Origin of the sequence: Vibrio sp. T13N (assembly GCF_032970445.1) — a bacterium.
Classification (GTDB): Bacteria; Pseudomonadota; Gammaproteobacteria; order Enterobacterales; family Vibrionaceae; genus Vibrio; species Vibrio diabolicus.
In genome coordinates, this window is sequence record NZ_JAWJYE010000003.1 from 240,770 (window position 1) to 255,798 (window position 15,029).

General features: G+C 44.5%; 13 protein-coding genes. 9 read left to right on the forward strand and 4 right to left on the reverse strand.

Translation table 11 applies throughout. From position 1 onward, the window contains the following. Positions 1-10: 10 nt before the first annotated feature. From R2S67_RS06545 to purT, 7 genes are all read left to right on the forward strand, one after another. Complete coding sequence (locus R2S67_RS06545; protein WP_317342848.1) at positions 11-700, forward strand: NAD(P)H-binding protein; 690 nt, start codon at positions 11-13, stop codon at positions 698-700. Between the two features lie 200 nt (positions 701-900). Then, the gene (locus R2S67_RS06550) at positions 901-2,274 is read left to right on the forward strand and encodes an L-cystine transporter (RefSeq protein WP_054867346.1); all 1,374 of its coding nucleotides are present in this window, start codon (positions 901-903) and stop codon (positions 2,272-2,274) included. Between the two features lie 156 nt (positions 2,275-2,430). Next, entirely contained in the window at positions 2,431-3,852 is a 1,422-nt protein-coding gene (gene sbcB, locus R2S67_RS06555) for an exodeoxyribonuclease I (RefSeq protein WP_130546027.1), read from the forward strand. Between the two features lie 55 nt (positions 3,853-3,907). Then, positions 3,908-4,282, forward strand: a complete 375-nt coding sequence (locus tag R2S67_RS06560; protein ID WP_005397786.1) for a CidA/LrgA family protein — start codon at positions 3,908-3,910, stop codon at positions 4,280-4,282. A 1-nt stretch (position 4,283) separates the two neighbouring features. Continuing rightward, a complete protein-coding gene (locus R2S67_RS06565) occupies positions 4,284-4,961 on the forward strand; it encodes an LrgB family protein (RefSeq protein WP_005377888.1) in 678 nt (225 codons plus the stop codon). 443 nt (positions 4,962-5,404) lie between these two features. Next, complete coding sequence (gene cdd / locus R2S67_RS06570) at positions 5,405-6,292, forward strand: cytidine deaminase (protein ID WP_109168440.1); 888 nt, start codon at positions 5,405-5,407, stop codon at positions 6,290-6,292. A 146-nt stretch (positions 6,293-6,438) separates the two neighbouring features. After that, positions 6,439-7,614 carry a formate-dependent phosphoribosylglycinamide formyltransferase gene (purT, locus tag R2S67_RS06575; protein ID WP_006741653.1) on the forward strand — a complete coding sequence of 392 codons (1,176 nt, stop codon included), beginning with the start codon at positions 6,439-6,441 and terminating at the stop codon, positions 7,612-7,614. 71 nt (positions 7,615-7,685) lie between these two features. Here purT and R2S67_RS06580 read toward each other — a convergent pair whose 3' ends face one another. Then, positions 7,686-8,336 carry a thiopurine S-methyltransferase gene (locus tag R2S67_RS06580; protein ID WP_046874957.1) on the reverse strand — a complete coding sequence of 217 codons (651 nt, stop codon included), beginning with the start codon at positions 8,334-8,336 and terminating at the stop codon, positions 7,686-7,688. Between the two features lie 316 nt (positions 8,337-8,652). Here R2S67_RS06580 and R2S67_RS06585 point away from each other — a divergent pair, with 316 nt between their 5' ends. After that, positions 8,653-9,432 (forward strand): RelA/SpoT domain-containing protein, encoded by a 780-nt coding sequence (locus R2S67_RS06585; RefSeq protein WP_006741655.1) that lies wholly within the window; start codon positions 8,653-8,655, stop codon positions 9,430-9,432. 123 nt (positions 9,433-9,555) lie between these two features. Here R2S67_RS06585 and ihfA read toward each other — a convergent pair whose 3' ends face one another. After that, positions 9,556-9,852 (reverse strand): integration host factor subunit alpha, encoded by a 297-nt coding sequence (gene ihfA, locus R2S67_RS06590; RefSeq protein ID WP_005377899.1) that lies wholly within the window; start codon positions 9,850-9,852, stop codon positions 9,556-9,558. A gap of 533 nt (positions 9,853-10,385) precedes the next feature. Here ihfA and R2S67_RS06595 point away from each other — a divergent pair. Next, positions 10,386-11,267, forward strand: coding sequence for an AEC family transporter (locus tag R2S67_RS06595; protein ID WP_161442284.1), 882 nt, complete (start codon positions 10,386-10,388; stop codon positions 11,265-11,267). A gap of 225 nt (positions 11,268-11,492) precedes the next feature. On the opposite strand, the gene pheT is transcribed toward R2S67_RS06595, so the two are convergent. After that, positions 11,493-13,898 carry a phenylalanine--tRNA ligase subunit beta gene (pheT, locus tag R2S67_RS06600; RefSeq protein ID WP_317342854.1) on the reverse strand — a complete coding sequence of 802 codons (2,406 nt, stop codon included), beginning with the start codon at positions 13,896-13,898 and terminating at the stop codon, positions 11,493-11,495. 18 nt (positions 13,899-13,916) lie between these two features. Then, positions 13,917-14,900, reverse strand: coding sequence for a phenylalanine--tRNA ligase subunit alpha (pheS, locus tag R2S67_RS06605; RefSeq protein WP_005385470.1), 984 nt, complete (start codon positions 14,898-14,900; stop codon positions 13,917-13,919). Positions 14,901-15,029 lie beyond the last annotated feature (129 nt).

Sequence of the window (15,029 nt, forward strand, 5' to 3'; positions counted from 1 at the left end):
GAGAAAGGACATGGATAACAACACCTGCGCCATCATCGCTGGGGCGACTGGCTTAGTCGGTTCAAAAGTCATTACAAACCTCATAAATCAATCAGGTGTTGGTACCTTATATTATCTTTCTCGCCGCCCACTCGATGGCGTCCTAGATGCGGACAATAAGCTTGTTCCTCTCATTGATGCCGACCTCTCTATCCACCAATGGGATGATAACCAACCAACACCGACCATCGGCTTTATCTGTTTAGGCACAACTCTTAAGCAAGCAGGCAGTAAGGATAATTTACGTAGAGTAGATGTTGATCTGGTGTGTAAAGTCGCCCAACAGGTGAAAACGATCGGAGTCAAACGCCTTGCGGTTGTTTCTAGCCTTGGTGCAAATAGTAAATCACCATCCCATTACTTAGCCTGTAAAGGACAAATGGAACAAAGAATCGAAGCTATGGGTTTTGAGGAAATCGTGTTTGTTCGCCCAGGCCCGCTTGTTGGTCAACGTCAAAGTCCAAGAACGGACGAGAAGTTAGTGCAAATTCTGTTTAAGGTAATTCGCCCACTCATGCTTGGCAAACTGTCCAACTTTTTACCTATTCGAGCGGAAGATGTCGCCAAAGCGATGATTTATCAACTTTTCAGTTATCAAGAAGATTCGGTGGTTTACTTACAAAGGCAAGAAATGCGTGACTTACTGCATCACTACGAATAACCATTTTGTACATTTAACGTGCTAATTCACACTCTCACGCGACTTAGATCTCGTTTTTATATTCATTTTAGATCTAGCTAATACCCGTTTGTCATTTTTAAAGTTATATCGCGAGCGTTATCTTACGCCCCATAAACAAATCCGTATAAAACCCCGTATAAAAAACAACCGCCATTTCGGCAGGTTGATAAGGTCAGATTATGAATTTTGCAGTGATAGCCTCTCTAGCCGTCTTTGTTGGCATATTGTTCTTTCTATTTAACCAACAACAAAAGAAACACACACTCTCTCGTCTCGTTTTAATCGGTCTTGTTACTGGTTCTCTTTTTGGTCTTGCTTTGCAACTCATTCACGGTGAAGGCAACAGCGCAATTGCTCAAACACTTGAATGGGTAGGCATTGTAGGCAGTGGCTACGTTGGTCTACTGAAAATGGTCATCATGCCACTAGTATTGGTATCGATGATCTCTGCAGTTGTTAAATTGGAGAAAGGTGGATCATTAGGTAAAATTTCTGGCCTGACCATCTCTGTTCTTCTAGTAACGACTGCAATTGCTGCACTTATCGGTATCTTGGTGACAACAACATTTGGCCTGTCAGCTGAAGGGTTAACTGAAGGTGCTCGTGAAACCGCTCGTATCGCCGTTTTAGAAAGCCGTGCTGGTACAGTAAGTGACCTGACTATTCCTCAAATGCTAGTTAGCTTCATTCCAACCAACCCATTTGCTGATCTAACAGGTGCTCGCTCGACCTCAATTATCGCTGTCGTTATCTTCGGTGTATTAACCGGTATCGCCGCTCGCAAAGTGATGATGGAAAAAGCAGAGTTAGAATCACCGATTCGTACTTTCGTAGAAGCAGCTCAGTCAATCGTTATGCGATTAGTGAAGATGATCATGGCGTTAACGCCATACGGCATCGCAGCACTGATGGCAAAAGTGGTAGCAACATCAAGCGCAGGCGACATCCTAAACCTACTTGGCTTTATTGTGGCGTCTTATGTTGCTATCGCTCTGATGTTTGTTGTTCACGGCGTATTAGTCTCGTTTGTCGGCGTTAGCCCTGCGGAATACTTTAAGAAAATCTGGCCTGTACTGACCTTCGCGTTTACATCTCGTAGCTCAGCAGCAACGATCCCACTAAACGTAGAAGCGCAAATCACTAAGCTTAACGTTCCACCAGCGATTGCAAACCTATCAGCATCGTTTGGTGCCACTATCGGCCAAAACGGATGTGCAGGTATCTATCCTGCAATGCTGGCAGTGATGGTAGCTCCGACAATGGGCATCAACCCACTGGATCTGCACTTTATCCTGTCATTGATTGCGATTATCACCATCAGCTCATTTGGTATTGCTGGAGTCGGCGGAGGTGCAACGTTTGCAGCATTGATTGTTCTCCCTGCAATGGGCTTACCTGTCACCATCGCGGCGCTACTTATCTCTATTGAACCATTGATTGACATGGCACGTACCGCACTGAACGTTTCAGGATCAATGACTGCGGGTACGATTGCTAGCCGAGTGCTGAAGTCACCAGAAAGCGAAACAGCATTGGAAGAAACACGAGCGTAAAGCTCAAACTACTTCCCAAGCAATAAAACGTAAAATATCAAGCCGATGGTTCGCCATCGGCTTTTTCATTTTCAAAAATTCAACTTGCATCTTTCGTTGCTAGTCAAGGCGTTGAATGGTCTAATACTGTTATCGGTTTTGTAAACGGTAAGCAGAATGCACCAAGATAATCAGCCCACTTTTTTCTTCTTTGATTATGAGACATGGGGAACAAACCCCGCGAAAGATCGCCCAAGCCAGTTCGCTGGTGTTCGTACAGATGAAAACTTTAATATCATCGGCGAGCCTTTAGTCATGTACTGCCAGCCACCTGCTGATTATCTTCCGTCTCCTGAAGCTGCGCTTATTACTGGTATTACTCCGCAAAAAACGGTTCAAGAAGGCCTTTCTGAGCCTGAGTTTATCGCTAAGATTCACGCTGAACTCGCGAAACCAAATACCACCAGTTTAGGCTACAACAGCATTCGCTTTGATGACGAAGTGACCCGTTATACTTGTTATCGCAACTTTATCGATCCATACGCATGGAGTTGGCAAAACGGTAACTCGCGTTGGGATTTACTCGATGTACTACGCGCGTGCCACGCCCTTCGCCCAGAAGGCGTAGAATGGCCAGAAAACGAAGATGGCTTCACTAGTTTTAAATTAGAGCACTTGTCTGTTGCTAACGGCATAGAACATAGTAACGCGCACGATGCGATGGCAGATGTGATTGCGACTATCGAAATGGCAAAGAAAGTAAAAGCAGCGCAACCAAAATTGTTTGATTACTTTTTTTCTATGCGCCAAAAGCGCAAGCTCAATGATTTAGTCGACATAGTCAACATGACACCGTTGATGCACGTTTCAGGTATGCTAGGGCGCGAATGTCAGTACACTAGCTGGATTGTGCCTGTTGCTTGGCATCCAACCAATAATAACGCCGTTATCACCATCGATTTAGCGAAAGACCCTCAACCTATTCTTGAGCTATCCGCAGAAGAGCTACACGAAAGACTCTACACTAAGCGCGAAGATCTTGGTGAATTGCTACCAGTGCCAGTTAAACTAGTTCATTTGAACAAATGCCCTATTCTCGCCCCTGCAAAAACGTTAACGGCTGAAAATGCGGAGTCTATTGGCATTGATCGCCAGCAATGTCTCGCTAATCTCGCTTTGTTGCGCCAACATCCTGAAATTAGAGAAAAGCTGATTAGCCTCTTTTCAGTCGAGCGTAAATTCGATAAAAGTGATGACGTCGATACACAGCTTTACGACGGGTTCTTTTCTCCGGCTGATCGCGCAGCTATGGATATCATTCGAGAAACCGACCCGAATAATCTTGCTGCATTAGACATTGAATTTGATGACAAGCGTATTAAACCTCTATTGTTCCGCTATCGTGCGCGTAACTTCCCAGGCACATTAGACGAGCAAGAACAAAGACGCTGGGCACTACACTGTCGAGAAGTGTTTGAAAGCCAAATTGAAGAGTACATGCTGAATTTAGAAAACTTAGTTCACGAACATGAAAGTGACGAAAAGAAGATTGCGATATTAAAATCCGTGTACCGTTATGTAGAGAGCTTAGCTTCTTAACTCCTCCTAATACAAGCGCACCTTATGGTGTGCTTGTTGTTTATATACTGTCAAAATGATTAAAGAACGATTCTTACAACTGATCCAACTGCTCATTTCAATCTTCCTCATCATGGGAGCACTTGGCATCGGAATTACCATTCAAAAGTTCACTGGCGTTTCCGTTCCAGGAAGTGTCATCGGTATGCTCGTACTGTTTTTCTCCATGACTCTTGGGCTTGTAAAAGTCGACTGGGTCAAACCGGGCGCCACGCTATTTATCCGCTATATGATCTTATTGTTCGTTCCTATTAGCGTGGGATTAATGCAACATTTCGATATGCTACTCGCTAATGCCCTCCCTATCATTGCTAGCGCAGTTGGAGGCTCACTCATTGTACTAGTCAGCCTCGCTTGGCTGCTGGACTACTTGCTAAAGGAGAAGCACTGATATGTGGTTAGTTGTTACCATTGCGGTTTTTCTTGTCGCGCGCCAAATTGCAATCAAAGTGAATAATCCTCTAGCAAATCCTTTGCTGATCAGTATTGCAGTGCTCATTCCTTTGCTTACTTACTTAAATGTACCGTTTGAAACGTATTATGCGGATAACGAAGGGATCAGTTTTTTACTTCAACCAGCCGTAGTTGCTCTGGCTTACCCGTTATATGAACAACTACCACAAATTAAAGCAAACTGGCGAATCATCACTTTTGCTTGCACAGTAGGCAGTGTGATGTCGATGATGACAACCACCTTGATCGCAGTCGCTTTCAAAGCGGATATCAGTTTAATCGCAAGTCTAGTGGGTAAATCCGTCACTACGCCAATAGCAATGGAAATTTCGAGTCACCTCGGTGGTGAAGCTGCCGTTGCGGCGATCTTGGTTCTGATTGTTGGTTTATTGGGCGCGATTTTGGCATACCCAATTTACAACTTAATTGGAATTAAACACCCGATTGCACGTGGCCTAACAATGGGTACCGTGTCTCATGCCTTAGGCACCGCGACATGTGCAGAGAAACAGCCCATTGATGCCGCGTTCTCATCACTCGCATTGGTTTTATGCGGCATCATCACTTCTATTTTGGCTCCAAGCTTTTTTGCTTTGGCTGTCTGGCTATATCAATAGTTAAGCGCTCTCGGTCTGCCCTCCTTCCGGCAGGCCGTGGCCTTCCCGTTTCTTCCTTATCCCTTCCAAAATTCTGTATTACCTCATCTAACAACCCGTTCTAGTAAGATCGTTAAGGTACTCTGACGAGATACACACTAATAACTTCAACATTCAGTGCAATATTACTGACTCAACGTTGCTTAGATATCTAGGAATAACGTTGTGTGGACATGTAGGCATCGTAATTAACATATCCCAGCGTCTTGGTCATATGAATATATACTGATATGGTTAATTGTGAGACGGAGATAACGCTTCACGTCAGTGCAATCGAATACATGTGTGAGCTCACTCTAATTATGTAACAGAATTATCAATTGCATTATTTATCGTGATCTAACGCACGGAACATTTCTATCCTTCACATAGAATAACTGTCCATGCAATAACAAGGATTCAACATGAAAAGTCGCATTGAACAGGCGCTAGCAGGCGCTCCAGAAGCACTTTCCAAACAACTTGCTCCTATCATCCAAGCTGATGATTTTGATGCTACGCTTTCAGTTCAACAGTTTGAGCAGTTGCTTTCAGCTACCGGTCTATCAGATAAAGAGCTTCGTGTTGCTCTACTTCCTTTTGCCGCAGCATATTCCTATGCCCCTCTTTCTGAATTTTATGTCGGTGCTATCGTTCGTGGTCTCTCAGGTCGCCTTTACTTCGGTGCCAACATGGAATTCTTTGGTGTTCAGTTAGGTCAAACAGTTCACGCTGAGCAGTCTGCAATTAGCCACGCTTGGATGAAAGGTGAACGTGGTATTAAAGATATCACTATTAACTTCAGCCCATGTGGTCACTGCCGTCAGTTCATGAACGAGTTATCTACCGCAAACGAGCTTAAAATCCAGCTCCCAGAACGCGAAGAAAAGTCGCTGCATGAATACCTACCGGAAGCCTTTGGACCAAACGATCTCGGTATCGAATCTGGCTTAATGGCAGAAGTAAAGCATCAGTTCTCATGCGATGATGAAGACACTCTAATTCAAAGCGCTGTTGAAGCGATGAACATGAGCCACTCACCATATACCAACAACCTGAGTGGCTTAGCATTAGAAATGGCTAGCGGCCGTATATTCCAAGGTGCTTATGCGGAAAATGCAGCATTTAACCCTAGCTTGCCGCCATTACAAGTTGCGCTGATCCAAGTACTACTTGCGGGTGAAACTTTTGACAATATCAAAGCCGCTGCTCTGGTAGAAAACTCAGAAGGCAAGATCAGTCATTTGGCTGATACGCAATCAACGTTAGAAGCGTTGAATCCAGATATTCCACTTAGTTTTGTCAACGTATAAGCGACAATTTCAGTATAAAAAGCTCTACGGCATGTAGAGCTTTTTTATTGCCTAAAAACCAAAAGCAAACGTTTGCTTTGTCATGAAACTTCAGTATGATCTCCTGCAATTTCTGTCTCACCACTCTATTTTTGTAAGGGAACACTATGTTTGGCACTGCAACCAGCGCAAATGCTACCCGTGTATTACTTTTAGGCTCTGGCGAACTCGGTAAAGAAGTCGCAATTGAATGTCAGAGACTTGGTTTAGAAGTGATTGCTTGTGATCGCTATGCTAATGCTCCAGCGATGCAAGTTGCTCACCGTAGTTACGTCATCGATATGTTAGATGGAAGCGCCTTAGAAGAAGTTATTACGAAGGAACAACCTACTTACGTCGTACCTGAAATCGAAGCTATCGCAACCGACAAACTGGTAGAGCTTGAAGAAAAAGGGCTGAATGTTGTTCCAACCGCTAAGGCAACCAAGCTAACAATGAATCGTGAAGGTATCCGACGTTTGGCTGCAGAAGAACTAGAACTGACGACATCACCTTATCGTTTTGCAGATACTTTTGAAGACTTCAAAGCCGCGGTTGAGCATGTAGGCATCCCGTGCGTAGTAAAGCCAGTTATGAGCTCTTCAGGTAAAGGGCAAAGTGTCATCAAGACCGAAGACGACGTTGCAAAGGCATGGGATTACGCACAGGAAGGCGGACGTACGGGGGCAGGTCGCGTGATCGTGGAGGGTTTTATCGACTTCGATTACGAAATCACTTTATTGACTGTAAGAGCCGTTGACGGTGTGCATTTCTGTGCTCCAATTGGCCATCGTCAGGAAGATGGCGACTACCGCGAATCATGGCAACCGCAAGCTATGTCAGAAAACGCAGTAAAAGCAGCTGAATACACGGCTGAGAAAGTAGTCAACGCACTCGGTGGCTACGGCATCTTTGGTGTAGAGTTATTTGTTAAAGGCGATAAGGTCATTTTCAATGAGGTCTCTCCTCGCCCACACGATACAGGCATGGTCACTATGATTTCTCAGGAAATGTCAGAGTTTGCTCTCCACGTACGTGCATTTACCGGAATGCCGATTAATAATATCGTACAATATGGTCCATCTGCGTCGGCCGTTATTCTTGGTCAAGGGACTTCCACAAACATTCGCTTTGACAACCTAACCAAAGCCTTAGCTCAACCTCAAACGCAAGTTCGTCTATTCGGCAAGCCAGAAATCGATGGTCGCCGTCGTTTAGGTGTTGTCCTTACGCGACGAAAAACCACCGAAGAAGCCGTTCAAGATGCTGTTGAAAGTGCTTCAAAAGTGAATATCACTTATTAAATACGAACCACTTATACAAAAATAGCGCAGCTCAAATTGCTGCGCTATTTCGTTTTACAAACCAAAAAAACCTATTCACTCTCGATTAGGTACACTTCTTCAGAGAAGCGACTTAAGCCTTTTTTCGCAATTTTAGGATGGTTTTCATCAGCTTCATCTACGTTCAAACAGGTAACTTTGTAACCTGAAAATAACTGCTCAATCTCTTCGACTGGCACGCTAAATGGAGGCCCTGCCATCTCTTCTTGAGGATAGTTGAGTGTAACAAGCAAAATACGACCGCCTGGATTCAAAAGTTGCTTGAGACGCTCTACATACTCCTCTCGCATATCTTGCGGTAAAGCAACCAACGCGGCGCGATCATAAATGATATCGGCTTGAGATACTGGTGCAGTGAAAAAGTCCCCAGTATAAATAGAGAGCTCATCAAATTGATAAAGCTCGTGCATACCATTAACAGGCGTCACGGTTGGCGTATAAAAATGTTCAGCAAAAAAGGCACGAACAGCGATATGGCTCAGCTCAACACCTTCAACTGAATCATGCTTCATCGCCAACCAAATCAAGTCTTCTGACTTTCCACACAAAGGCACTAACACTTTGTCTTCACGCTTTGGGTTTGTGTGTTGCCAATATGCAGGTAATAGCGGGTTTACATCTTCCAAGTGAAATCCGATTTGATTACTGGCCCATTTATTATGCCAAAACTCTTGGTCTCTCATTTTACTTTCTACTTGTCGGCTGATTTTCATTTTGAGAAGTAAGACTAACGATTTTTTTCAATTTGTCTATGCCGTTCATCTTTGGTTAATACAGCGGTGATAGGATGTAAACGTTCTTATAGGAACCACGCCTTTATCTGATAAACAGAATAAAGAAAAGAGAAATGGTGATCTAACGCACGATTCCACTTCAAGACAAAACTGAAACCTTGGAATCTTTCGTAATGACCCCATTAATAAGTTAGTACCTGATTTGCCGAACTTAGCGACCTTTATGTTCCCTATTTTCTAAGTACAAGCAAGTTAAGGAGAGTGAATGAGCTTATTTCTTCGTACTACAGCATTGATGCTTTTGGTACTTAGCCGTGCACCGGCATTTGCCGCACTTCCAATTACCCCAGCGCCGAGTGGCGATCAAAATCGTTCAACAAGTCAAAACGAAGTTTGTTCGAAACTCTTTAAACATAGCCTTAGCGGCTTGTATGGTATTCAGTCAATCGACGCAACTCCAACTCAGCCATACACTGACTTCGACATTCTTTACAGCAAAGCTCACCAAGCACAATTTGAGCTTGAAACTATCTGTAAAAGTACCGCACTTCTTAATGATGCTCAGCCATACTTCGCAGGCGTAAAGTCCAAACAACGAGCAGAAGAAAAAATAGCTTTGGAGTTAGATGGAAAAGTCGAACGCATTACTGACCTAGCCCGTGCCACGATTGTTGCTGAAGACGTCGCGAGCTTAGTCTCCATTTATGAAACCTTAGAGCGTGAAACAACAATTGTTAAAGTAAAAAATCGCTTCAAAAAACCTGGTCCTTCAGGCTATAGAGACTTGAACTTACTCGTTCGTTTACCAAAGACAAATCTAGTTGCCGAAGTTCAACTGCACTTAAAAGCCATCGCAGATGTGAAAAGCGGTCCTGAACACGACCTATACGAAAAAATCCAGAAACTAGAACGCCAAGCGATGATGGAGAAACGCGAACTAAGCGAACTAGAACTCGCTTCTATTCGCAACATGCGTGCACAGTCTAAAAACTTGTACCAACAAGCATGGCAACCATACTTAACAACGCACCTAGAAGCAGCGTAATCCATATCATTAAGATATACTCAAAAACAGAAAAACCACCGCATTGCGGTGGTTTTCGTTTATATGCGACACAAGTTTTACGCAAAAAAAAGACCACGCCTTAGCGTGATCCATTTATTCGGCTTACTGTACTTTCTTCAGGTTTTCTACACGAGCTTTTAACTTCTGACCCGGGCGAAAAGTCACTACACGTCGAGCAGTAATTGGAATATCTTCACCGGTTTTCGGGTTACGACCAGGTCGTTCATTCTTGTCACGAAGATCAAAGTTACCAAAACCTGACAGTTTTACCTGTTCGCCACTTTCCAGTGCCTTACGAATCTCTTCAAAGAACACTTCCACCGTTTCCTTGGCGTCCCGCTTACTAAATCCTAATTTATCAAACAGGTTTTCTGCCAGTTCGGCTTTTGTGAGCGCCATAAAACTTTCCTCAAAGCTATGTTAAACAATGCTACGTTAGTGTAGCGCCAGAGCAGTTTTACCCTACCAATTCAACAACATATCGGGGTTACATCAGGAAGTGTATGACAAGCTTATGATTTTCGCCAACTTTTTTCTTGGCGAACAAAAGGAATAGCACTATGTAAATTATTGTTAAACGCCAACATTTTGATATTTTTGTTTTTGTTTTCTCTTTAATAGGAAAAACATCCAGCTGATAAAACTAAAAGTAGTTTAAATATCAACATTAATCACTATTTAATAAAAATATCAGAGATTGGTTATTTAACAGACACTTGACATAGAACTTGTCGTAAATTCAGTGATTTGTATGTAACTCGATACGTAACAATTGAACTAAATGGTATGACCACCTGGCTTTGCAACTGTGCTTAGAAAGCTTGATTAAACCCACGCTTCTCACTGTTCAGCGATGACGCAATATATAAAGGTTGATAATGTGGTTCTTCGTGTATCTCCACATTAGCTCCTTACACTTCATCTAGGCGACCATGATTAATCAAATCATAAATATTCTTTTCCCTGTTTTTGCTCTTGTCGGCGTCGGCTATTTGGTAGGTCGTTACATCAAGCCTGACTTTCGTCCAATCAACCGCATTAACATTGAGGTTTTCACACCTGCGCTGGTGTTTTCTTCGCTCGTTAACATGCCGTTAGACTCGAATCAGGGACCACTCCTTTTTGCAGCAATTGTCGCGGTTTTGGTTCCCGCACTACTCATGATCCCAGTATGTCGATTGACGTCACTGTCGTTTAAAACCTGGGCACCACCACATATGTTTCGCAATAGCGGAAACCTTGCTATTCCTTTGTTTACCTATACGTTTGGAGAAATTGCGCTATCCTCAGCAGTACTGCTATTTGTCGTGTCAGCATGCTTGCACATTAGTTTAGGTGTAATGCTACTTAGTCATGGCAACCCTTTTAAGCAAATAGTCAAGATGCCAATCTTTTTAGCTGCGTCGTTGGCTCTGTTTCTCAACGTGTCAAATGTGGGTGTATGGGCACCTTTATACGAAGCGACTGCTCTACTTGGCCAAGCGGCAGTACCCGTGATGCTTTTATCCCTGGGGGCGCAAATGTGTCATTTAAGAGTGGACGGTTTAAAGGTTGGTGTATTGTGTACCGTGCAGTCGCTTGCAACTGGGGCGGTTGCATTTGCACTTATTTATTGGTTAATTCCCCTTCCAACGATGCAATTGCAAATGATGGTACTCTTCACAATGCTGCCACCAGCCGTCATGAATTACCTATTTGCGGAAAGGCTGAATATAGAGCCCATGAAAGTGGCGTCAATGGTACTATTTGGCAACTTTTTCAGTATTCTTACGCTCCCACTTCTGCTTAGCTATACCCTCTCACTCGCCGCCTAGCCGCCTAGCCGCCAATAAGCTAGCGTTAGCGTCTGTTGGCTGAAAAACGATATATGCCAAGTCTCGATTAAGCGTTACCTCGAGTTTGGTCCAGATTTTTGAGGTTGTGGGAGGTGACGTAAACGGCCTAGTACGTGAATCACAATAAGGTAATGCTCAACATAAAAAAACCCTGCCGATTTGACAGGGTTTTTAGTTTCTTAAGAGAGATAGTTCGTCTAACGCTTAGTCACGTAGAGACGCACCAAACTTCTCAGAAACGTGAGCAACGATAGCGTCAACCGCACCAGCTATATCTGCATCTTCAAGCGTACGCTCAACTGACTGTAGAGTCAGAGCGATTGCTAGGCTCTTCTTACCGTCTTCAACGCCTTTACCTACGTAAACGTCGAACAGCTTCGCATCTTTAAGGAACTCGCCACCTTGCTCTAAACAAGCATTAACGATGTCACCAGATGCTACCGCTTCGTCCACAACTACAGCGATATCACGACGGTTTGATGGGAATTTAGAAAGCTGAACCGCTTCTGGGATCACTTTACTGTTGATTGCAGACCATTCGATTTCGAATACGATAGTACGACCGTTTAGACCGAACTTACGCTCAAGCTCAGGGTGAACGGTACCGATCACGCCCACTTCTTTGCCATCTACGATGATTGCCGCAGATTGACCTGGGTGAAGTGCTGGGTTAGCTTTTTTGCTTTCAGGTGACAGTGCAGCGAAAGAGTACGCTTTTTCGTTCGCAGATAGCTCTAGAATCGCTTCTAGATCGCCCTTAAGGTCGAAGAAATCAACGGTGTTAGTTTCGATATCCCAGTGCTCTTCACCACGAGTACCAGCAATAACACCTGCAAGCATAGGCTCTTGGCGCATGCCGTTTTCTGCAGATTCACATGGGATGAAACGTAGGCCGTATTCGAATAGACGAACGCGTGGCTGTTGACGTTTCTGGTTGTGAACAACCGTGTTCAGCAGCCCTTGGATAAGACCAAGACGCATTGCTGACATGTCTGCAGAAATTGGGTTTGGAAGCACTAGAGGCTCAACACCAGGTACAACTAGCTTTTGTTGTTCAGGCTCAACGAAGCTGTATGTAATTGCTTCCTGGTAACCACGGTCAACAAGAAGATCACGAACGCGTTTCAGTGGAAGATCCGCTTCAACGTGGTTGTGCATCTTAAGTGCTGCAGCTGGGTGTTGGTTAGGAATGTTGTCGTAACCGTAGATACGGCCAACTTCTTCAATCAGGTCTTGCTCGATAGCGATATCGAAACGCCATGTTGGCGCTACTGCCACCCAACCTTCTTCTGAAGCTTCAACAGTCAAACCTAGGCGCTCTAGGATTTCTACTACGTCAGCATCAGCGATGTGGTGACCTAGTAGGTTGTCTAGCTTCGTACGACGTAGAGCAACTTTGTTTGGCTTAGGTAGGTCTGCTTCAGACTCTACTGCAACAACAGGTGCTACTTCACCGCCACAAATTTCAACAAGAAGCTGAGTTGCACGCTCCATTGCGCTCACTTGCAGTGCGTAATCCACACCACGCTCGAAACGCATTGAAGAATCAGTGTGAAGACCGTAGCTACGAGCGCGACCACGGATGTGGTCAGGTGCAAAGAATGCACACTCTAGTAGAACGTCTTTAGTCTCAGTTGTTACACCAGACTCTTCACCACCAAAGATACCTGCGATTGCAAGTGCTTTGTTGTGGTCAGCAACAACTAATGTATCTGCGTTTAGTTCTGCTTCGCTGCCGTCAAGAAGTGTTAGCTTCTCACCTTGCTCAGCCATACGAACTACGATGCCACCTTCGATCTTCGCTAGATCGAATGCGTGCATTGGTTGACCTTGCTCTAGAAGCACGTAGTTAGTGATGTCTACAACAGGGTCGATAGAGCGAATACCACAACGACGCAGTTTCTCTTGCATCCATAGTGGCGTTTCAGCTTGAACGTTTACGTTCTTAACAACACGACCTAGGTAACGAGGACACGCAGCAGGAGCTTTCACTTCAATAGACACTTTATCGTCGATTGAAGGGGCAACTGCTTCTACTGATGGCTCAGTCACGTCAGCACGGTTTAGTACGCCAACTTCACGAGCTAGACCACGAATGCTGAAACAGTCAGCGCGGTTTGCTGTTAGATCTACGTCTACCGTTACGTCATCTAGACCTAGGAATTCACGGAAATCAGTACCGATTACTGCGTCTTCTGCTAGTTCCATGATGCCGTCTGACTCAACATCAATGCCTAGTTCAGTGAACGAACAAAGCATGCCGTGAGATGGCTGGCCACGTAGTTTCGCTTTTTTGATTTTGAAATCGCCTGGAAGAACAGCACCAACTGTTGCTACCGCTACTTTCAGACCTTGGCGACAGTTAGGTGCGCCACAAACGATGTCTAGAAGCTCTTCTTCACCCACGTCAACTTTAGTAACGCGAAGTTTGTCTGCGTCTGGGTGTTGACCACATTCAACAACGTGACCCACTTTAACGCCAGTGAAAGAACCCGCTACAGGAAGAACGTCGTCTACCTCTAGGCCGGCCATTGTAATTTGATGAGTGAGTTCGTCAGTAGTAACCGCTGGGTTTACCCACTCACGAAGCCATGATTCGCTGAATTTCATGTTGATGAACCCTCTGGATTACTTGAACTGTTTTAGGAAACGAAGATCGTTTTCGAAGAACGCACGTAGATCGTTCACGCCGTAACGAAGCATCGTTAGACGCTCAACACCCATACCGAATGCGAAACCAGAGTATTTTTCAGGATCGATGCCTACACTACGTAGTACGTTCGGGTGAACCATACCGCAGCCTAGTACTTCTAACCATTTACCGTTTTTGCCTTTCACGTCTACTTCAGCTGAAGGTTCAGTGAATGGGAAGTAAGATGGACGGAAACGTACTTCTACTTCTTCTTCGAAGAAGTTACATAGGAAATCGTGCAGGATGCCTTTCAACTGTGCAAAGTTTACGTTCTCATCAACCAGCATACCTTCCACTTGGTGGAACATTGGGGTATGAGTTTGGTCGTAGTCGTTACGGTATACACGGCCCGGAGCGATGAAACGGAATGGTGGTTTACCATTTTCCATCGTACGGATCTGTACGCCTGACGTATGAGTACGAAGCATCAAATCTGGATTGAAGAAGAAAGTATCGTGGTCAGTACGCGCTGGGTGGTCAGCGGCAATATTTAGCGCATCAAAGTTGTGGAATGCATCTTCGATCTCTGGGCCAGCTTCGGTGTTGAAACCAAGTTCGCCAAAGAACTTCTCAATACGCTCTACAGTACGAGTTACTGGGTGTAAACCACCGTTCTCAATACGACGACCTGGTAGTGTTACGTCGATTGTTTCTGCTGCTAGTTTCGCTTCAAGCTCTGCACGTTGTAGTGCGTCTTTACGAGCTGCGATGGCTTGCTGAACGACGCCTTTCGCTTTGTTGATTTCTTGACCAGCTTCACGGCGTTCTTCTGGTGGTAGTTTACCTAGGCTTTGAAGTTGAGCAGTTAGCTCACCTTTTTTACCCAGATACTGAACACGCACTTCATCAAGTGCGACTAGCGATTCGGCAGCTTCAATTGCAGTGCTCGCGCTAGCAATGATCTCTTCTAGATGTTGCATCGTTTCCTCATCTACCTGTTGGTAGTGTCCATAAGGGAGTGATTGGTTTTTTGATAGCTGTACATAGTAGCCAAACCGGGCACCAATGCCAAATTGAATTACGAAAAGAAGAGGTTATTGAATAAAAAG

Coding starts and splice junctions, on each gene's coding strand:
- R2S67_RS06545 (WP_317342848.1), top strand. CDS start 11: ATGGATAACAACACCTGCGCCATCATCGCTGGGGCGACTGGCTTAGTC.
- R2S67_RS06550 (WP_054867346.1), top strand. CDS start 901: ATGAATTTTGCAGTGATAGCCTCTCTAGCCGTCTTTGTTGGCATATTG.
- sbcB (WP_130546027.1), top strand. CDS start 2,431: ATGCACCAAGATAATCAGCCCACTTTTTTCTTCTTTGATTATGAGACA.
- R2S67_RS06560 (WP_005397786.1), top strand. CDS start 3,908: ATGATTAAAGAACGATTCTTACAACTGATCCAACTGCTCATTTCAATC.
- R2S67_RS06565 (WP_005377888.1), top strand. CDS start 4,284: ATGTGGTTAGTTGTTACCATTGCGGTTTTTCTTGTCGCGCGCCAAATT.
- cdd (WP_109168440.1), top strand. CDS start 5,405: ATGAAAAGTCGCATTGAACAGGCGCTAGCAGGCGCTCCAGAAGCACTT.
- purT (WP_006741653.1), top strand. CDS start 6,439: ATGTTTGGCACTGCAACCAGCGCAAATGCTACCCGTGTATTACTTTTA.
- R2S67_RS06580 (WP_046874957.1), bottom strand. CDS start 8,336: ATGAGAGACCAAGAGTTTTGGCATAATAAATGGGCCAGTAATCAAATC.
- R2S67_RS06585 (WP_006741655.1), top strand. CDS start 8,653: ATGAGCTTATTTCTTCGTACTACAGCATTGATGCTTTTGGTACTTAGC.
- ihfA (WP_005377899.1), bottom strand. CDS start 9,852: ATGGCGCTCACAAAAGCCGAACTGGCAGAAAACCTGTTTGATAAATTA.
- R2S67_RS06595 (WP_161442284.1), top strand. CDS start 10,386: ATGATTAATCAAATCATAAATATTCTTTTCCCTGTTTTTGCTCTTGTC.
- pheT (WP_317342854.1), bottom strand. CDS start 13,898: ATGAAATTCAGCGAATCATGGCTTCGTGAGTGGGTAAACCCAGCGGTT.
- pheS (WP_005385470.1), bottom strand. CDS start 14,900: ATGCAACATCTAGAAGAGATCATTGCTAGCGCGAGCACTGCAATTGAA.